Source organism: Krasilnikovia sp. M28-CT-15 (assembly GCF_047159595.1).
Taxonomy (GTDB): Bacteria; Actinomycetota; Actinomycetes; order Mycobacteriales; family Micromonosporaceae; genus Actinoplanes.
On sequence record NZ_BAAGAK010000001.1, the window covers coordinates 3,830,923 to 3,849,312 of the forward strand.

An 18,390-nucleotide genomic window follows, 5' to 3' on the forward strand; every position below is an offset into this window, starting at 1 on the left:
GTCAGCGCGCGGTGCGCAGCCCGTCGAATGCGATCGCGGTGATCGTGTCGGCCAGCGGCTCGGCGGCGCCGCGGTCCGGGCTGTACCACTCGATGAGCGAGTTGACCATGCCGAACAGCAGGCGCGCCGCGGTCGCGGGGTCCATGTCGGGGCGCAGCGCCCCGTCGGCCTGGGCCTGTTTCACGAGGTCGGTCACGATCGCGTCGAAGACCCGGCGGCGCAGCAGCGCCTGCTGCTCCACGGCCGTGTTGCCGCGCACCCGCAACAGCAGCGTCACGTACTCCAGGCGGTCGGCGAGCACCAGCACGCTGCGGCGGATCAGCAGCTCCAGCCGCTCGATCGCGGGGGCCTGCCGGGCGCGGACCTCGTCGGCGGCCTCGAACAGCCCGTCGAGCGCGTGGTCGACCGCCATGCGCAGCAGTTCCTGCTTGCTGCTGACGTGGTGGTAGATGCTCGACTTGGTGATGCCGAGGCGTTCGGCCAGCTCGCCCATGCTGGTGGCCTCGTACCCCCGCTCGTTGAACAGGCGCACCGCTGCGGTGAGCACGGCGTCCTGGTCGTGACCGGGGCGCCCGCGGCGGGGCCGGGCGCCGTCGCGCAGGACCCGTTCGGCGCGGGTCAGCTCGGCGGGTGCCGGCGCGGGGTCGGCGGGCCCGGTCATCGGCGCGCCTCGGGCACGCGCACCACGTGGCTGCGGCCGCGGAACTCGGCCACCACCGCGCCGGTGCCTTCGCGGGTCACGGTGACGTCGTAGATGCCGGTGCGGCCCTGCCGGACGCGTTCGCGGGCCCGCGCCACGAGCACCTCGCCCGTCCGGGCGGGCTGCAGGAAGGCGATGTCCGCGCCCGCCGCCACCGTGACCGGCCCGTGACTGTTGCAGGCGCAGGCGAACGCGGTGTCGGCCAGCAGAAACACGAATCCGCCGTGGGCGATGTCGTGGCCGTTCACCATGGCGGGAGTGACCGGCATCCGGACCTCGGCGGCGCCGTCGGCAGCCGCGATCAGCTCCATGCCCAGGCCCCGCGAGGCCGCGTCGCGGTCGAACATCTCGTGCGCTGCGGTCCGTGCCATCCTCACCCGCTCTCCCGCCGCCCGACCCCAAACCCTTGATTACCAACCGACCGGACGGTAGATATTTAGGGTAAGCCAACACCTCAGGAGGCCAGATGACAACCCCCGCCGATCTCTACGAGCAGCATCGCGAGCTGCTGGATCAGGCGATCGCGGCGGCCGGCGCACGGGACTACTGGTCGGCTTATCCGGAATCACCCAGCAAATCCGTGTACGGGGAGGACGCCGCCCCCGCCGGGGAGCGGGCCTTCACCGCCCTGCTCGGCCAGCAGTTCCCGATCGAGGTCCCCGGCGCCACCGGCACCGTGTCGACGGAGCGCTCGCCGTATGGGATCGAGCTGGGCGTGAGTTACCCCCGGGCGGACGCGGCGGGCTTGGTCGCGGCCGCCCGGGCCGCCACCGCGGGCTGGCGCGCGGTCGGCCCGCACGGGCGTGCCGGGGTCGCCGCCGAGATCCTGCGCCGGATCAACGCGCGCTCGTTCGAGCTGGCGCACGCGGTGCAGCACACCACCGGCCAGGCGTTCGTCATGGCGTTCCAGGCGGGTGGCCCGCACGCCCAGGACCGTGGCCTCGAGGCGGTGGCGTACGCGCTGGCCGAGACCACCCGCATCCCGGTCACCTCCACCTGGGCGAAGCCCCAGCGCGGCGGTGAGCCGTTGCGCCTGGCCAAGACGAGCACGGCCGTCGGCCGCGGGGTCGGCCTGGTCATCGGGTGCAACACGTTCCCCACCTGGAACGGCTACCCCGGCCTGTTCGCCAGCCTGGTGACGGGCAACCCGGTGATCGTCAAGCCGCACCCCGGCGCGGTGCTGCCGCTGGCCATCACGGTGCAGATCGCCCGGGAGGTGCTGGCCGAGGCGGGCGTGGACCCGAATGTGGTGACCCTCGCGGTGGAGGAGCGTGGCGACGGCATCGCCGCCACGCTGGCCACCCACCCGGACGTGCGGATCGTCGACTTCACCGGCTCCAGCGAGTTCGGCAACTGGCTGGAGGCCAACGCCCGCCAGGCCGTCGTCTACACGGAGAAGTCCGGCCTCAACACGGTCATCGTCGACTCCACGGACGACTACAAGGCCCTGCTGCGCAACCTGGCGTTCTCCCTGTCGCTCTACAGCGGACAGATGTGCACCACCCCGCAGAACTTCCTCGTGCCCGCGGGCGGCATCGACACCGACGCCGGGCGCCGCAGCCCCGACGAGTTCGCCGCCGACCTGGCCACGGCCCTGGACAAGCTGCTCGGCGACCCGAAGCGGGCCGCGGGCACCCTGGGCGCGATCGTCAACGAGGGGGTGCTGGCCCGGCTGGCCGAGGCGGGTTCCAGCGGCACGGTCGTCCACCCCTCCACGGCGGTGGCCGACGAGCAGTTCCCGAACGCCACCATCCGGACGCCGGTGGTCAAGCGGCTCGACGCCGCCGACGAGAAGGTCTACACCCGGGAATGGTTCGGCCCGATCTCGTTCGTCATCGCCACCGAGTCCACGGCGCACAGCCTGCGGGTGTTCACCGAGACGGTGCGCCACCACGGCGCACTGACCGCGGCGGTGTACTCCACCTCGCCGCAGGTCGTCGCCGCGGCCCGGGAGGCCGCCCTGGACGCGGGCGTGCACCTGGCGGAGAACTTCACCGGCGGGGTCTTCGTCAACCAGACCGCGGCGTTCAGCGACCTGCACGGCACCGGCGCCAACCCGGCCGCCACCGCCTCGCTGACGGACGCGTACTTCGTGGCGGGCCGCTTCTTCACGGTGCAGTCGCGCCACCACGTCGAGGCCGTTGATGCCTGAGGCGTTCCTGGTCGGCGGGGTCCGCACGCCGCAGGGCCGGTACGGCGGCGCCCTGGCGGGCGTGCGCCCCGACGACCTGGCCGCCCTGGTCGTCGGGGCGGCCGTGCAGCGCGCCGGGCTGCCGGGCGACGCGCTGGACGAGGTGGTGCTCGGTGCGGCGAACCAGGCCGGCGAGGACAACCGCAACGTGGCCCGGATGGCGGTGCTGCTGGCGGGCCTGCCCGACACCGTGCCCGCGTACACGGTCAACCGGCTGTGCGCCAGCGGCCTGACCGCGATCGGCGCCGCCGCGCAGGCCGTCCGCGCCGGTGACGCGGACGTCGTGGTCGCCGGCGGTGTCGAGTCGATGACCCGCGCCCCGTGGGTGATGGCCAAGCCGGGCACGCCGTGGGCGCGCCCAGGCGAGGTCGCCGACACGTCCCTGGGGTGGCGGTTCACCAACCCCCGGTTCACCGAGGCGGACCGGGCGGTGCCCGGTGACGCCGGCCCGGAGCAGCGCCGGGTGACCCTGAGCATGGGCGAGACCGCGGAGGAGGTCGCCGCCCTGGACGGCGTCTCCCGCGCGGACAGCGACGCCTTCGCCGTGCGCAGCCACCAGCGGGCCGTGGCGGCGATCGACGCGGGTCGTTTCGCCGACGAGATCGTGCCCGTGCCGGTCAAGGGCGGCGAGTTCGGCACGGACGAGATCCCGCGCCGCGACACCAGCCTCGAGCGGCTCGGCGCCCTGCGCCCGGTGTTCCGGGCGGGCGGCGTCGTCACGGCCGGGACCTCCTCGCCGCTGTCCGACGGCGCGGCCGCCGTGGTGGTGGCCAGCGCCGACGCGGTCCGCCGGTACGGCCTGACCCCGCGCGCACGCGTCGTCACCACCGCCAGTGCCGGCGTGGCTCCGCAGCTCATGGGCCTGGGCCCGGTGCCGGCCACGGAGCAGGCCCTGGCCCGCGCGCGATGGCAGGTCGGCGACCTCGACGCGGTCGAGCTCAACGAGGCGTTCGCGGTGCAGGCGCTCGCCGTCATCCGCCGCCTGAAGCTCGACGAGGACCGGGTCAACGCCGACGGCGGGGCGCTCGCGCTCGGCCACCCGCTGGGCTGCTCCGGTGCCCGACTGGCGGTCACCCTGCTGGGCCGCATGGAACGCGAGAACGCCCGGCGGGCGCTGGCCACGCTCTGCGTGGGCGTCGGTCAGGGCGTGGCGATGCTGCTGGAGCGGCCCTGATGACGGCCACCGGAGCCGCCGTCCCCGGTGCGGCGCAAGCGTCGCCGGGTGGCACGCTGCTGGTCGAGGAACTCACCGACCGGGTCGTGGTCACCTTGCACCGGCCCACGGCCCGCAATGCCATCAACGCCGCGATGGTCCGCGACCTGCACCAGGTCTGCGCCACGCTGGAGGAGCGGCCCCGGCTGCTCATCCTCACCGGCCACGGCGGCACGTTCGCGGCCGGTGCGGACATCGCCGAACTGCGCGAACGCGGACGCGACCAGGCGCTGCAGGGCATCAACAGCCGGCTGTTCGACCGGATCGCCCGGCTGCCCATGCCCACGCTCGCCGCGGTCGACGGGTACGCCCTGGGCGGCGGCGCGGAGCTGGCGTACGCCTGCGACCTGCGGCTGGCGTCCCCCTCGGCGGTCTTCGGGAACCCGGAGCCGGGGCTGGGCATCCTCGCCGCGGCCGGGGCGTGCTGGCGGCTGCGGGAGCTTCTCGGCGCGTCGGTCGCCAAGCAGGTCCTGCTGGCCGGGCGGCGGCTCGCTGCGGACGACGCGTTCCGGCTGGGCCTGGTGGCGGAGGTGGTGCCTGCCGAGCAGCTGCTCGCGCGTGCCCACACCCTGCTCGACCGGATGGCCCGCAGCGGTCCGCTGGCGCTGCGGCTGACCAAGCTGGTCGCGGACGCCTCTGGTGCCCACCCGGTCACCGACGACCTCGCCCAGGCCATTCTGTTCGAGTCCGATGACAAGCGCGCCCGGATGGACGCCTTCCTGGCGGGAGAGCGGTCGTGAACGCCGTACCGAAAATCCTGGCGGTGATCGGCGGCGGCCGGATGGGCGCCGGGATCGCCCAGGTGTTCGCGGCGGCCGGAGCCGCCGTGACGCTCGTGGAGCGGGACCCGGCGGCCGCCGCCGCGGCCCGCGAACGCCTCGCCACCGGGCTGCGCCGGGCCGCCGAGCGGGGCCGCCTGACCGAGGACCCGTCGACCGTGCTGGACCGCGTCGACGTGGCGGGCGAGGTGGCCGCCGTGCCCGCGGCGGCCGACCTGGTCATCGAGGCGGTTCCGGAGGACGCGGCGCTCAAGACCCGGGTCCTGGTAGCCGCCGAGGAGGTGGTCGGCGAGCACACCGTGCTGGCCACCAACACCAGCTCGCTGTCGATCGGCGGCCTCGCCGACGGTCTGCGCCACCCCGCGCGCCTGGTCGGCATGCACTTCTTCAACCCCGTGCCCGCCAGCGACCTGGTGGAGGTCGTGGTGGGGCCGCGCACCGCCGACGCGGTCCGCGACGCCGCGGTCGGCTGGGTGGGCGCGCTGGGCAAGACCGAGGTGGTGGTCCGCGACTCGCCCGGATTCGCGACCAGCCGCCTCGGGGTGCTGCTCGGCCTCGAAGCCATCCGGATGCTGCAGGAGGGCGTCGCTTCCGCCGAGGCCATCGACCGGGCGATGGAGCTGGGCTACCGGCACCCGATGGGTCCGCTGCGCTCGACCGACCTGGTCGGCCTCGACGTGCGGCTGGCCATCGCCGAGCACCTGCAGCGCGAGCTGGGGGAGCGGTTCGCGCCGCCGCAACTGCTGCGGGACAAGGTCGCCCGCGGCGAGCTCGGCCGCAAGAGCGGGCAGGGCTTCTACACCTGGGGGGAGGCGCGATGAACAGCGACGCGGGCGAACGGGTCTTCACCGAGACCATCGAGAAGGACCAGCGCGTCGAGCCGCGCGACTGGATGCCGGACGGCTACCGCAACACGATGATCCGGCAGATCGCGCAGCACGCGCACTCCGAGATCATCGGGATGCAGCCGGAGGGCGAGTGGATCACGCGGGCGCCGTCGCTGCGGCGCAAGGCGATCCTGCTGGCCAAGGTGCAGGACGAGGCCGGGCACGGGCTCTACCTGTACTCGGCGGCCGAGACGCTCGGCGCCGACCGCGGCGACCTGACGGTGCGGCTCATCGAGGGCCGGCAGAAGTACTCGTCGATCTTCAACTACCCGACGCTGAGCTTCGCGGACGTCGGGGTCATCGGCTGGCTGGTCGACGGCGCCGCGATCTGCAACCAGGTCCCGCTGTGCCGCAGCTCGTACGGACCGTACGCGCGGGCCATGATTCGGATCTGCAAGGAGGAGTCGTTCCACCAGCGGCAGGGCTACGAGCTGCTGCTGACCATGATGGGCGGCACCGCGGCTCAGCAGGAGATGGTGCAGGACGCGGTGGACCGGTGGTGGTGGCCGTCGCTGATGATGTTCGGCCCGCCGGACGCCGACTCGCCCAACACCGCCCAGTCGATGGCCTGGAAGATCAAGCGGCACACCAACGACGAGCTGCGCCAGCGCTTCGTCGACATGAGCGTGCCGCAGGCCCAGGCCCTCGGCGTCACCCTGCCCGACCCGGACCTGCGGTGGAACCCCGAGCGGGAGCACTACGACTTCGGCGAGATCGACTGGTCGGAGCTCAAGCGGGTGATCTCCGGGGACGGTCCGATGAACCGCGCCCGGATCGCCCGCCGTCGGCAGGCACACGAGGACGGCGCCTGGGTGCGCGAGGCCGCGGCCGCCCACGCCGCGAAGCAGGCGGACAAGCAAGGGGTGGAGCAATGAGCGACGAGATCCGGCACGAGTGGCCGCTGTTCGAGGTGTTCGTGCGCGCCAAGCGGGGCCTGAACCACGTGCACGTCGGCTCGCTGCGCGCCGCCGACCACGAGATGGCCCTGCACCACGCGCGGGACCTGTACACCCGCCGCAACGAGGGCGTCAGCATCTGGGTGGTGCGCGCCGACCAGATCGCCGCGTCGCAGCCGGGGGAGAAGGACGCGTTCTTCGCGCCCAGCGGCGACAAGGCGTACCGCCATCCCACGTACTACGCCATTCCCGAGTCCGTACCCCACATCTGAGGCCGCCATGGGTTTCGACGTCGCCTACGAGGCGCTCACCGACCACGAGGACGATGCCCGCTGGGCGTACGGGACGGGGTTCGCCGATCCGCTGTCCGGGGTGGACACCGCCGTGCCCGAGGGGGTGGACCGGGAGCGGCTGGCCGCGTACTGCCTCATGCTCGGCGACGACGCGCTGATCATGTCGCACCGGCTGCAGCAGTGGGTGACCTGTGCGCCGGAGCTGGAGGACGAGCTCGCGCTGGCCAACATCGGGCTGGACCTGCTCGGCCAGGCGCGGCTGCTGCTCACCCGGGCCGGTCAGGTCGAGGGCGCCGGGCGTGACGAGGACGCGCTGGCGTACCTGCGCGGCGCCCACGAGTTCCGCAACGTGTGCCTGGCCGAGCGGACGGACGCCGACTTCGCCCACCTGGTCGCGCGGCTGCTGGTGTTCGCCACGTGGCGGCTGGCGCTGTTCGACCGGCTCGCCGCCACCCGTGACCCGATGCTGGCCGCGATCGCCGCCAAGGGTGTGAAGGAGCTGACGTACCACCGCGAGTGGGCGGCGCAGTGGGTGGTACGGCTCGGCGACGGCACCGCGCTGTCGCACGAGCGTATGCGGGCCGCCGTCGAGGCGGTGCTGCCGCTGGCCGGCGAGCTGTTCCAGTCCCATCCGGTCGAGTCGGACCTGGCGTCGGACGGTCTCGCGGTGGACCCTGCGGTACTGCGCGACGAGTTCGACGCCGTCCTCGCTCAGGTACTCACCGCGGCCACGCTGACTCCGGCGGCCCAGCCGGCGGCCGGGGCCGTCGCCGCTGCCGGGCGGCACGGTCAGCACTCCCCGGCGCTGACCGAGATCCTCGAGGAGCTGCAGGCGCTGGCCCGATCCGTGCCCGGGGGTGCGTGGTGAACGCCCCGACAGTCACCGCCGCGGCAGTCGCGGCCACGGTCACCGACCCGGAACTGCCCCAGCTGACCCTGGCCGACCTCGGCATTCTGCGCGGCGTCGACGAGGTGGACGGCCGGGTCGTGGTGACGGTCACCCCCACCTATTCGGGCTGCCCGGCCATGGAGGCGATCCACGCCGACCTGCGGGGCGCGCTGCGCGCCGCCGGGTTCGCCGAGGTCGAGGTGCGTACGGTGCTGACACCGGCCTGGACCACCGACTGGATCACCGAGGCGGGCCGGGGCAAGCTCCTCGCCGAGGGGATCTCGCCGCCCGGCCCCGCGCCCCGGCGGCCCAGCGGCCCGGTGCCGCTCGTGCTGGGCCCCGGTCCGCGGGCGGTGGCGTGCCCCCGGTGCGGGCATCCGGGCACCGAGCAGGTGTCCGCGTTCAGCGCGACCGCCTGCCGTGAGCTGCGCCGCTGCCCGGCCTGCCGGGAACCGTTCGAGCACGTGAAGGAGATCTGACGTGGCCGCTGGCGAGTTCCACGCGCTGCGGGTGGCGGCCGTGGAGCGGCTGTGCGCCGACGCGGTGGCGGTCACCTTCGACGTGCCGCCCGAGCTGGCTGACTCCTACGCGTTCCGCCCCGGGCAGTCGCTGACGGTGCGGCACCGGGTCGGCGACGCCGACGAGCGCCGCACGTACTCCATCTGCGCGCCGGTGGGCGCCGCGCCCCGCATCGGGGTGCGGGAGGTGCCCGGCGGCCTGGTGTCGCGCTGGCTGGTGCACGAGGTGCACCCGGGCGACGAGGTGGAGGTCGCCGCGCCCTCCGGGACGTTCACCCCCGACCTCGACGCCGGCGGACGGCACGTGCTGATCGGCGCCGGATCCGGCATCACCCCGCTGCTGTCCATCGCGGCGTCGCTGCTGAGCCACTCCGACGCCCAGGTCGGCATCCTGTACGGCAACCGCCGGGCCGAGACGGTGATGTTCGCCGAGGAGCTGGCCGACCTGAAGGACGCCCACCCGTCCCGGCTGGAGCTGATCCACCTGCTGTCGCGGGAGGCCCGCGAGGTGGACCTGCTGACCGGACGGCTCGACGCGGCGAAGTTGCGCACCCTGCTGCCCCTGCTCATCGACGTGCCGGGGGTGGATCACTGGTGGCTCTGCGGACCGTTCGGGATGGTCACCGACGCCCAGCACGTGCTCGGCGAGTTCGGGGTCGCCTCGGAGCAGGTCCACCGGGAGTTGTTCTGGGTGGACGAGGCGCCCCCGGAACCGGTGCGCGGTGAGTCCGCGGTCGACGGCCCCAGCAGCGAGGTCACGGTCGTGCTGGACGGCCGTTCCACCACGGTGACCGTGGCCGAGGGCGCCACGATCCTCGAGGGCGCCCAGCGGTCGCGTCCGGACCTGCCGTTCGCCTGCAAGGGTGGGGTGTGCGGCACCTGCCGCGCCCGGGTTCTCGAGGGCGACGTGCGGATGCGGCGCAACTTCGCGCTGGAGCCCGCCGAGGTCGCCGCCGGATACGTGCTGACCTGCCAATCCACGCCGACATCCGCCAAGGTCATGGTGGATTTCGACGACTGATCCACTCGCTGATCCACGGCAGGGGAAACGCTCAAGGGTGACCCGGTTGCAACCGATGTATAACCCGGAGTCGGCCACAGCGTAGTGCCGGCGGCGAATTCGGGAGTGTCCCATGGTTGTCTGGTTGCTCGCTGCGGTGGCGGCTCTCGCCCTCCTGGGCCTGGGGGTGGTCGTTCGCGGCGACCGGCAGCGGCGCACCGTGCTTGACCACACCACGGACGTCCTGGAGCGGGCGGCGGCCGGTGACCTCAGCGCGCGTGCCGAGGAGCGTGGCGGTGCGGCGGGCGCGCGGGCGGCCGCCGCGGTCAACGGGGTCCTGGACACGTTCGCCGGGGTGGTCCGCGAGGCGGGTGCCGAAACGACCCGGCTGTCGACCGCCGCGCAGCGGCTGGGTGAGCTGTTCAACGAGCTGGTCATCGGGGCGCAGAACTCCGTGCAGGCGTCCGGCAACGTCCTGCGCGCCTCGCAGGAGGTGTCGGAGAACATCTCCACGCTCGCGTCCGGTTCCCAGGAGATGGGCGCCAGCATCCAGGAGATCTCCCGCAGCGCCTCCGAGGCCGTGACGGTCGCCGCCGCCGCCATGGCGGCCCAGGCCGACGCCAGCCGCATCATGACCAAGCTCGGCGAGTCGTCCGCGCAGATCGGCGACGTGGTGCAGGTCATCACGTCGATCGCGGAGCAGACCAACCTGCTGGCCCTCAACGCCACCATCGAGGCTGCCCGCGCGGGTGAGATGGGCAAGGGCTTCGCGGTCGTGGCCAGCGAGGTCAAGGACCTGGCCCAGGAGACCGCCAAGGCCACCGAGGACATCACCGCGCGGGTGGGCACCATCCAGGCCGACACGTCCGGTGTGGTCTCCTCGATCACCGAGATCGGCGAGGTCATCGACCGGGTCAACGGGTACCAGACGACCATCGCCAGCGCGGTCGAGCAGCAGCACGCCACCGCCGGGATGATGACCGAGAGCATCGTCGCGGCTAGCGCCCGGGCCGGCGAGATCGCCGACGCCATGGCCGTCATCGCGCAGACGCGGACGAACGCGACGGCGGCGATGGAGGAGACCGGCGCGGTCACTCAGGAGCTCAAGTCCGCGGGTGCGGCGCTGCAGACGGCGGTCGGCCGCTTCCGGGTCTGAGCCGAGCGCTCCACGCCGAGCCGAGAACTGCGGTCCCGGCCGTCGACCTTCGCGGGTCCACGGCCGGGACCTTTCCGGTTCGGCGCGGCAAGCTTGCTTTGCCGGTTCGGCACGGCATGTTGGCGATCGCGCCGCGGCGGTGCACGCTGCCGTGGTGAGCGACGAGAAAAGTTGGGACGACCGGTACTCCGGCAGCGACCGGGTGTGGAGCGGCCGGCCGAACGACGCGCTGGTGCGCGAGGTCTCCGATGAGCCCCCGGGCACCGCCCTGGATCTGGGTTGCGGCGAGGGCGGGGACGCGATCTGGCTGGCCAGGCACGGCTGGCGGGTGACCGCGGTGGACTTCTCCCAGGTGGCGCTGGCCCGGGGGGCGGCGGGCGCCGCGGCGGCCGGGGTGGCCGACCGTGTCACGTTCGAGCATCGGGACCTGACCGCCGGGCTGCCGGACGGGACGTATGACCTGGTGTCGGCACAGTTCCTGCATTCGCACGGCGACCTGCCCCGGGAACGGATCCTGCGGGAGGCCGCCGCACTGGTCGCCCCCGGTGGCCTGCTCCTGGTCGAGGGGCACGCGGACCCGGGCCCCTGGGCCGACCGGGAGGGCCACGACCACGGTGACCTGCGTCTGCCGAAGCCCGACGAGGTGCTGGCGGAACTGCGGCTGGAGCCGCACGAGTGGGAGGTCCTGCGGTGCGCGGAACACCACCGGGTGCAGGACGGGCCGGACGGGCGGCCGGTGACCCGCACCGACAGCACCGTGAAGGTCCGCCGCCGGGCTACCGCGCCGCCGCCGTGAGCGGGGTCGGCCGGATCCCGGCCCGGCGTGCTCCCCGCGCGGTGCCCGAAGCCGCTACCGCGGCCGTGGTACCCGAAGCCGCTACCGCGGCCGTGGTACCCGAAGCCGCTACCGCGGCCGTGGTACCCGAAGCCGCTACCGCGGCGGGCAATTCCGGTTGCCGCCGCCCTGGCGGGTCACCGATAGTGCTGACGTGCTGATTCGACGCGAAACCCCCGCAGATGCCGCGGCCGTGCGCGAGGTGACGTCGTGTGCGTTCGCCCGGCCGGGCCAGTCCGTTCCGGTCGAGGCGATCCTGGTCGACGAGTTGCGGGCAGATCCTGCGTGGCTGCCGGCCCTGTCGCTGGTCGCTCTCGACGCGGGTGGCGCGGTCGCCGGGCACGTGGTGGCCAGCCGGGCCCACGTCGGGCCCGCACCGGCGCTGGGCCTGGGCCCGCTGAGCGTGCACCCCGCCCACCAGCGGCGCGGGGTCGGCAGCGCGCTGATGCATGCGGTGCTCGGCGCGGCGGACGCCCTGGACGAGCCGCTGGTCGTCCTGCTCGGCGATCCCGCGTACTACGGCCGGTTCGGGTTCGTGCCCGCCGCCGACCACGGCATCGCGCCACCGGTCGCCGAGTGGCAGCCGTACTTCCAGGTGCGTCCGCTGGCCGCGCACGACCCTCGGGTACGGGGCACCTTCGCGTACGCGGAACCGTTCGCGCGGGTGTGAGCCCCGGTCAGTGCGGGCCGACCGCGCTGACCCGTACGGCTGCGGCGCCGGCGGCGTCGCTGGCCTCGAGGTCCACGTCGGCGTCGATGCCCCAGTCGTGGTCGCCGTCGGGGTCGTCGAAGACCTGCCGGACGCGCCACGTCTGCGCCCCGGCGTCGATGTGCAACAGCGCGGGGCCGCGCGCGGCCGGCCCGGTGCCGATCTCGTCGTACTCGGCGAAGTAGTCGTCCAGGGCCTCGGCCCATCGTTCCGCGCTCCAGCCCGACTCGCCGTCCAGTTCGCCCAGCTCGGCGTGGCGGCGCAGCGCGGCCAGCTCGACCCGGCGGAACAGGGCGTTGCGCACCAGCACCCGGAACGCGCGGGCGTTGCGGGTAACCGCGGGCGGCTTGTCGTCGAGCCGGGCCTCGACCGGCTCGGCGCCGGGGTTGCGCAGCCGCTCCCACTCGTCGAGCAGGCTGGAGTCGACCTGCCGGACCAGTTCACCGAGCCACTCGATGAGGTCGGTGAGTTCCTCGGTACGGGTGTCCTCGGGCACGGTCTGCCGCAACGCCCGGTACGCGTCGGCCAGGTAGCGCAGCACCAGCCCCTCGGAGCGGGACAGCCCGTAGAAGCTGACGTACTCGGTGAAGGTCATGGCCCGCTCGTACATGTCGCGTACCACGCTCTTGGGGCGCAGCTCGTGGTCGGCCACCCACGGGTGGCCGCGCCGGTACGTCTCGTACGCCGCCTCGAGCAGTTCGCGCAGCGGCTGCGGGTGGGTGACCTCCTCGAGCAGTTCCATGCGCTGCTCGTACTCGATGCCCTCGGCCTTCATCGCGTTGACCGCCTCGCCGCGGGCCCGTTGCCGCTGCGCGGACAGCACCTGCCGCGGATCCTCCAGGGTGGACTCGATGACGCTGACGACATCCAGCGGGTAGTCCGGCGACTCGCGGTCCAGCAGTTCGAGGCTGGCCAGCGCGAACGGCGACAGCGCCTGGTTGAGCGCGAAGTCCAGCTGCAGGTCGTCGACGAGCCGGAACGTGCCGCCGGCGCGTTCGATGACGCCACCGGCCAGCAGGGCGCGGGCGATCGCGACGGCGCGCCGGATGTGGCGGCGCTGCGCGGCCGGTTCCTCGTGGTTGTCCGTGAGCAGGTGCCGCATGGCGGCGACCGGGTCCCCGCCGCGGGCCAGCACGTTGAGCAGCATCGCGTGGCTGACCAGGAACGAGGAGGTGAGCGGTTCCGGGTCGGCGGCGACCAGCCGGTCGAACGTGGGCTGCCCCCAGCCGATGGTGCCCTCGGGCGGCTTCTTGCGGACCACCTTGCGCCGCTTCTTCGGGTCGTCGCCCGCCTTCGCGAGGGCCCGTTCGTTGTCGATGACGTGTTCGGGGGCCTGCACGATGACGGTGCCGACGGTGTCGAACCCGGCCCGCCCGGCGCGCCCGGCGATCTGGTGGAACTCGCGGGCCTTGAGCAGCCGGGTCCGCACCCCGTCGTATTTGGACAGACCGGTGAACAGCACCGTACGGATCGGCACGTTGATGCCGACCCCGAGGGTGTCCGTACCGCAGATGACCTTGAGCAGTCCGGCCTGGGCGAGCGTCTCCACCAGCCGCCGGTACTTGGGCAGCATGCCGGCGTGGTGTACGCCGATGCCGTGCCGTACGAGCCGGCTGAGGGTGCGCCCGAACCCGGCGGTGAACCGGAAGTTGCCGATCGCCGCGGCGATGGCGTCCTTCTCGGCGCGGGTGCACATGTTGATGCTCATCAGCGACTGGGCCCGTTCCAGCGCGGCGGCCTGGGTGAAATGCACGATGTACACCGGCGACTGCCGGGTGCTCAGCAGCTCCTCGATGGTTTCGTGCATCGGGGTCATCGCGTACGAGAACAGCAGCGGCACGGGCCGCTCGGCGGTGCTGACCACCGCGGTGGCGCGGCCGGTGCGCCGGGTCAGGTCGTCGACGAAGCGGGTGACGTCGCCCAGGGTGGCGGACATGAGCAGGAACTGGGCCTGCGGCAGCTCGATGATCGGCACCTGCCACGCCCAGCCGCGGTCCGGCTCGGCGTAGAAGTGGAACTCGTCCATGACGACCTGGCCGACGTCGGCGGTAGCGCCCTCGCGCAACGCCAGGTTGGCCAGCACCTCGGCGGTGCAGCAGATGATCGGCGCGTCGGCGTTGACGCTGGCGTCGCCGGTGAGCATGCCGACGTGCTTGGCACCGAAGATCGCGCAGAGGGCGAAGAACTTCTCGCTGACCAGCGCCTTGATCGGCGCGGTGTAGAACGTGGTGCGCCCGTCGGCCAGCGCGGCGAAGTGCGCGCCGGTGGCGACGAGGCTTTTTCCGGAGCCGGTGGGGGTGTTGAGGATGACGTTGGATCCGGTGGCGATCTCGATGAGCGCCTCTTCCTGATGCGGGTAGAGCGTCAGGCCCTGCCCGCTCACCCAGTCGCCGAAGGCGGTGAAGACGGAGTCGGGATCGGCGGTGCCGGGCAGGCGGTCGGTGAGCGTCATGATTACCTCAGCCTATCGAGGCGGGCCCGGGCAGCTTGACCTGGACGGGTCGGGCCCGACCGGACCTGGCCGGGCGGCTGCGGTGGCCCGGACAGCGCCGTGGCCGGGCCCGTCGGGCCCGGCCACGGCGGTAGGGGTCACTTCCCGGGCTTGCCGTTCTTCGCGCCCGAGGTGCCGGCCGCCGGCGGGGTGACGGTCGGGGTGGCCGGGGGCGGCGTTTCCCGCATGATCCGGCCCTTGCCCGCTTCGACGGACTGGGTGGTGGAGTGCGAGGGGGGCTGGCTGTCGAACGCGGCGATGATCGGGCCGGCGGCGGTGGCCGCCAAGCCGATCGTCGCCGCGACGACGGCGAGGGTTGACGCGATCCGCACGCGCATGGGGGGAGCTCCTTGATGTGGGGGACCTGCTGTGGGGGACTTGCTGAGGTTTCAGATTCGGTGCAGCGGGTTGCGGACCGGTGCGGCCTCGGGTGCGGAACGGTTGCAGACCTCAGCGGAACGGTTGCAGAGCTCAGTTGTGGCCCTGAGCGGCCGTTAACATCCACCGTTCGCGACCGGGCGATTACACCGGGCTATCGCGGCCAGCCGGCGAGGCGGTCCCGTACGGTGCGCACGTCGTCCGGGCTCAGCCCGTACACGGCGAACCGGGCGTCGTCGAGCCGGTCGAGGTATCGGCCCGCGGCGGCGATGTCGGGGTGCTCCAGCGCCGGGTCGGCGGCGTGTGCCAGTGCGAGGACCCGGTCGAGCGGGTAGCGGCCCAGGGCGGCGGCGACGTCGATGTAGTCGCGGACCTCGCGGCGGTTGACCAGGGCGGCGACCTTGGTGGCGACGAGGTCGTCGAGGTGCATGACCGGCCCCAGGTCCATGACCACGGGAGCGTGCCGGCGGTCGAGCCGGCACAGGGTCAACCGCAGCGCCCCGCCGTGTCCGGTGACCGTGAACTCCCGCAGGTCGGCCTCCATCCCGGCGAACAGTTCGTCGGTCGCCTCGCGGTGCACCGTGTATCCGGCCGCGGTGAGCGCGGCACAGACCTCGCCGGCCGCGGCGGCGACCCCGCCGTCGGTGTCGGTGAACAGGTCGATGTCCTCGGTGGGGCGCTGCACGAGGCCGGTGAGCAGCCACGCCACACCGCCGCCCAGGACGAAGCCGTGTTTGTCCGCAACCGCCAGCGCGACCCGTGCGACGTCGGCGTAGAAGCCGTCGACCGGCACCTCAGCGACCGGCCGCGGCGGCGCGGCGCAGTGCCGGGTGGCGGGCCTCCCAGGCGGCGCGTACGCCGCGGGGCAGGTTCAGTTCCGGCCACAGCCGCACCAGGGTGGGGCCGTGCAGGTGGTGGCGTAGCTCGTCGACGCGGACGGCCTCGCGCAGCACGTTCTCGTAGAGCCAGAGCCGCATCGTGGGCTGGTCGAGGTCGAAGGTGCGGTGCGGATTCCACCACAGTCGCAGCGGCAGTTCGACGAGGCCGTGTTCGGGACCGGTGAGTTCGTGCAGGGTACCGGCCACGAGGACCGGACGGTGGGGCCGGGCCAGATGGGCGACGGGGGTGTCGCGCGCGGTGGCGGGCATGTGGCCAGGGTAGACCGTCTCCGGCCCTGGCAGACAATTCCTAGAATCCTAGGACACCTTACGGCGCGTGCACGGGGCCACCCAGAACGGCCGCCGCCGCCCGGCGTCCGCCTCCCCGGGGGAGAGGCGGACGCCGGGCGGCGGAAACTCAGCGCCGGATCAAGATCGTTATCCGGCTGGCCTCGACGGAGGATCCCGCCGCGTTCAGTGCCACGACGGAGACGTAGTAGGTGCGGCCGACCTTCAGCCCGGTCAGCACGCACTCGCGCACCGCGCCCGTCGTGGTGCACTGCGCCGCCACCGAGGCGCCGCTGCGGGTGCCGTAGGCACGGACCCGGTACCCGGTCACGGCCGCGCCGCCGGTCGACGCCGGGGCTGCCCACTTGACGCGCGCCCTGCCGCGGCTGGTGCTCACGCTCGCCTGCCGGGGCGCCCCGGGCGTGGTACGGGGTGTGCCGGCGACCCGGGCGTCGTTCGCCGGGCCCTCCCCGGCCTTGTTGGTGGCGGTGACGGCGACGTGGTAGCCGACGCCGTTGCCGAGCCCCCGCAGCACGCAGCTGAGCGCGGGGGCCGCGACGGTGCAGCTGGACACCAGGTTCTGGCTGGCTGCGCCGCGGTACGCGTACGCGGTGTATGCCGTGATCGGGGAGCCGTTGTCCGACTCGGGCGCGTGCCACGACGCGGTCAGGCTGCCCTTGCCCGCGGTGACGCGGACGGCGGTCGGTGCCGACGGCCTGGCGATCGTCGCGGCGGTGACCTCGTGCCGCTGGTCCTGGGACGGGCCTTCGCCGAGGGCGTTGCCGGCGCTGACCGCGAGGTAGTAGGTCTCGTTCGCGGTGAGGCCGTTGACGGTGCAGGAGGTGCCGTCGTCGCCGACCGGCACGACTCGGCAGGTGCCCGCGAGGGAGCCGCCCTCCGGTTCGGTGAACGCCCGGACGGTGTACCCGGTCACCGGCAGGCCGCCGTTGCTGTCGGGCGCACTCCAGGTCGCGGTGATCTTCCCGGGTGCGCCGGTGGCGTCCACGTCGGTCGGGGCGCCGGGCCGCGCGTGCCCGTCGGCGCCGCTGGGCCGCAGGTAGATGAACGGGTACGGCGACGGCGTGCCGTACTCCAGATCGTCGGTGTGCAGCTCGACGCCGCCGTCGCGCAGCGCGGCGGTGATGGGCACGCTGAGCAGGGACCGGGCGGTGTCGACCAGGTCGAAGCCGGTGTCGACGGCGTCCTCGGCGGTGGTGCCGCGGCCGGTGAACCAGCTCCCGGGCAGCCACAGGGTGAACGAGCCGGGTACCGGCCGCCCGCCGGCGTCGAGATGGGGGTTGCGCAACATGCCCTGCAGGTGGAAGCGGGCCGCGTCGCCCCCCGCGCTGTAGTCCATGCCGAACGGGCGGGACTGGGCGGTGGTGGTGAGGTACGCGCCGTCGCCGAAGGCGTTGTAGCCGTAGGGGTCGTCCGCGTTGGTGGTGCCGCTGAAGTGCGCGCCGCTGGCGGCCGGGTCGGCCATCTCGTCGGGGTCTGCGGTGATGTCGCCGGTGACCCAGTCGACGTGGGCCGGGCGGCCCGTCACGGTGAGGGACCAGTTGTCGGAGTCTCCACCCGGGGTGACTGCCAGGTCGTCCGCGGTCGCGATGGTGAAGCCGGGGCGCCACGACCCGGTGCGCACGGTGAGGCTGAGCCGGCCGCCGACCACGTTCGCGGGCTGGCCGGCCCAGCCGTCGACCGCCCAGCTCAGTCGCCCGTAGGTCAGCTCCGCGGAGGCGGTGAGGCCGAACTGTGCCAGGGGCGCCGGTACGCCGCCGAGCGGGGTGAGGACGGCCTCGGCGACACATTCGGTCGCGGTCTCGTCGGCGCAGGCGGTCCAGCTGACGGGGTCGGCGGCGGCCGGCACGGCCGGCAGCAGGGCCGCGGCCAGCAGGCCGGTGGCGGCGCCCGCGAGGATGCGGGCCGGTGTCGTGGTGCGGTGCGGCATTGTGCTCCCGGGGTCGGAACGGGCGTCTCTGGTTCAGTGCCGGAACTGATCGGTGGCCGGTCGCCGATCTTGACCCCTTCTTGAGCGGTTCTTCGGGGCGGCTTGAGGTGGTCCGCCGCGGCAGGGCGCGCCGGGTGGCTGGCGGGTAGGTCACACCCGCCACCCCGGTGACCGTGCATGCGGGGCCGGCGCTGGTAGTTTGGTGCGCAGCCGGCACCACCCACGCGGGAGAGATCGTCGGGCCGTCCCCACGGCCCCGGCGGCGCCGAAGGGGCAAATCCTCCCCGGAACCTCTCAGGCAAAAGGACCGCGGGGGCAGGCGCTCTGGAGTGCCCCCTGGG

At 73.5% G+C, this 18,390-nt stretch carries 19 protein-coding genes and 1 riboswitch; of the genes, 12 read left to right on the forward strand and 7 right to left on the reverse strand.

Annotation, left to right across the window (positions count from 1 at the left end; translation table 11 throughout):
• Position 1: 1 nt before the first annotated feature.
• Entirely contained in the window at positions 2-661 is a 660-nt protein-coding gene (locus ACMCNO_RS17635) for a TetR/AcrR family transcriptional regulator (RefSeq protein ID WP_412750529.1), read from the reverse strand.
• Positions 658-1,071, reverse strand: a complete 414-nt coding sequence (gene paaI / locus ACMCNO_RS17640; RefSeq protein WP_412753739.1) for a hydroxyphenylacetyl-CoA thioesterase PaaI — start codon at positions 1,069-1,071, stop codon at positions 658-660. The genes ACMCNO_RS17635 and paaI overlap by 4 nt, the downstream gene beginning before the upstream one ends.
• Positions 1,072-1,166: 95 nt before the next feature.
• Here paaI and paaN point away from each other — a divergent pair, with 95 nt between their 5' ends.
• The 12 genes from paaN (at position 1,167) to ACMCNO_RS17700 (ending at position 12,027) form a co-directional block, all read left to right on the forward strand.
• Positions 1,167-2,852, forward strand: a complete 1,686-nt coding sequence (gene paaN, locus ACMCNO_RS17645; protein ID WP_412750530.1) for a phenylacetic acid degradation protein PaaN — start codon at positions 1,167-1,169, stop codon at positions 2,850-2,852.
• On the forward strand, positions 2,845-4,065 hold the full coding sequence (locus ACMCNO_RS17650; RefSeq protein WP_412750531.1) for a thiolase family protein: 1,221 nt from the start codon (positions 2,845-2,847) through the stop codon (positions 4,063-4,065). The genes paaN and ACMCNO_RS17650 overlap by 8 nt, the downstream gene beginning before the upstream one ends.
• Complete coding sequence (locus tag ACMCNO_RS17655; RefSeq protein WP_412750532.1) at positions 4,065-4,844, forward strand: enoyl-CoA hydratase/isomerase family protein; 780 nt, start codon at positions 4,065-4,067, stop codon at positions 4,842-4,844. The genes ACMCNO_RS17650 and ACMCNO_RS17655 overlap by 1 nt, the downstream gene beginning before the upstream one ends.
• Entirely contained in the window at positions 4,841-5,704 is an 864-nt protein-coding gene (locus ACMCNO_RS17660; RefSeq protein WP_412750533.1) for a 3-hydroxyacyl-CoA dehydrogenase family protein, read from the forward strand. Before ACMCNO_RS17655 ends, ACMCNO_RS17660 begins: the two co-directional genes overlap by 4 nt.
• The gene (gene paaA / locus ACMCNO_RS17665) at positions 5,701-6,645 is read left to right on the forward strand and encodes a 1,2-phenylacetyl-CoA epoxidase subunit PaaA (protein ID WP_412750534.1); all 945 of its coding nucleotides are present in this window, start codon (positions 5,701-5,703) and stop codon (positions 6,643-6,645) included. The genes ACMCNO_RS17660 and paaA overlap by 4 nt, the downstream gene beginning before the upstream one ends.
• Positions 6,642-6,938, forward strand: a complete 297-nt coding sequence (gene paaB, locus ACMCNO_RS17670) for a 1,2-phenylacetyl-CoA epoxidase subunit PaaB (protein WP_412735042.1) — start codon at positions 6,642-6,644, stop codon at positions 6,936-6,938. Before paaA ends, paaB begins: the two co-directional genes overlap by 4 nt.
• A 7-nt stretch (positions 6,939-6,945) precedes the next feature.
• On the forward strand, positions 6,946-7,827 hold the full coding sequence (gene paaC, locus ACMCNO_RS17675; RefSeq protein ID WP_412750535.1) for a 1,2-phenylacetyl-CoA epoxidase subunit PaaC: 882 nt from the start codon (positions 6,946-6,948) through the stop codon (positions 7,825-7,827).
• Positions 7,824-8,327: a 1,2-phenylacetyl-CoA epoxidase subunit PaaD gene (gene paaD, locus ACMCNO_RS17680; protein WP_412750536.1), complete on the forward strand. Its 504-nt coding sequence runs from the start codon at positions 7,824-7,826 to the stop codon at positions 8,325-8,327. Before paaC ends, paaD begins: the two co-directional genes overlap by 4 nt.
• Position 8,328: 1 nt before the next feature.
• Positions 8,329-9,387 (forward strand): 1,2-phenylacetyl-CoA epoxidase subunit PaaE, encoded by a 1,059-nt coding sequence (gene paaE, locus ACMCNO_RS17685; RefSeq protein ID WP_412750537.1) that lies wholly within the window; start codon positions 8,329-8,331, stop codon positions 9,385-9,387.
• Positions 9,388-9,499: 112 nt separating this feature from the next.
• Positions 9,500-10,522 (forward strand): methyl-accepting chemotaxis protein, encoded by a 1,023-nt coding sequence (locus ACMCNO_RS17690; protein WP_412750538.1) that lies wholly within the window; start codon positions 9,500-9,502, stop codon positions 10,520-10,522.
• 154 nt (positions 10,523-10,676) lie between these two features.
• Positions 10,677-11,318 carry an SAM-dependent methyltransferase gene (locus ACMCNO_RS17695; protein ID WP_412750539.1) on the forward strand — a complete coding sequence of 214 codons (642 nt, stop codon included), beginning with the start codon at positions 10,677-10,679 and terminating at the stop codon, positions 11,316-11,318.
• 193 nt (positions 11,319-11,511) lie between these two features.
• Positions 11,512-12,027 carry a GNAT family N-acetyltransferase gene (locus ACMCNO_RS17700; RefSeq protein ID WP_412750540.1) on the forward strand — a complete coding sequence of 172 codons (516 nt, stop codon included), beginning with the start codon at positions 11,512-11,514 and terminating at the stop codon, positions 12,025-12,027.
• A gap of 7 nt (positions 12,028-12,034) precedes the next feature.
• Here the strand turns inward: ACMCNO_RS17700 and ACMCNO_RS17705 are convergent, their stop codons facing one another.
• The 5 genes from ACMCNO_RS17705 to ACMCNO_RS17725 all read right to left on the reverse strand — a co-directional run bounded on the left by ACMCNO_RS17705 (position 12,035) and on the right by ACMCNO_RS17725 (position 18,049).
• The gene (locus ACMCNO_RS17705) at positions 12,035-14,518 is read right to left on the reverse strand and encodes a DEAD/DEAH box helicase (protein ID WP_412750541.1); all 2,484 of its coding nucleotides are present in this window, start codon (positions 14,516-14,518) and stop codon (positions 12,035-12,037) included.
• Positions 14,519-14,655: 137 nt separating this feature from the next.
• Positions 14,656-14,895, reverse strand: coding sequence for a hypothetical protein (locus tag ACMCNO_RS17710; protein WP_412750542.1), 240 nt, complete (start codon positions 14,893-14,895; stop codon positions 14,656-14,658).
• Between the two features lie 194 nt (positions 14,896-15,089).
• Complete coding sequence (locus ACMCNO_RS17715) at positions 15,090-15,728, reverse strand: nucleotidyl transferase AbiEii/AbiGii toxin family protein (RefSeq protein ID WP_412750543.1); 639 nt, start codon at positions 15,726-15,728, stop codon at positions 15,090-15,092.
• 1 nt (position 15,729) lies between these two features.
• Positions 15,730-16,083 (reverse strand): hypothetical protein, encoded by a 354-nt coding sequence (locus ACMCNO_RS17720; protein ID WP_412750544.1) that lies wholly within the window; start codon positions 16,081-16,083, stop codon positions 15,730-15,732.
• Between the two features lie 148 nt (positions 16,084-16,231).
• A complete protein-coding gene (locus ACMCNO_RS17725) occupies positions 16,232-18,049 on the reverse strand; it encodes a fibronectin type III domain-containing protein (protein ID WP_412750545.1) in 1,818 nt (605 codons plus the stop codon).
• Positions 18,050-18,264: 215 nt separating this feature from the next.
• Positions 18,265-18,369: riboswitch (glycine riboswitch) on the forward strand.
• Positions 18,370-18,390: the final 21 nt, after the last annotated feature.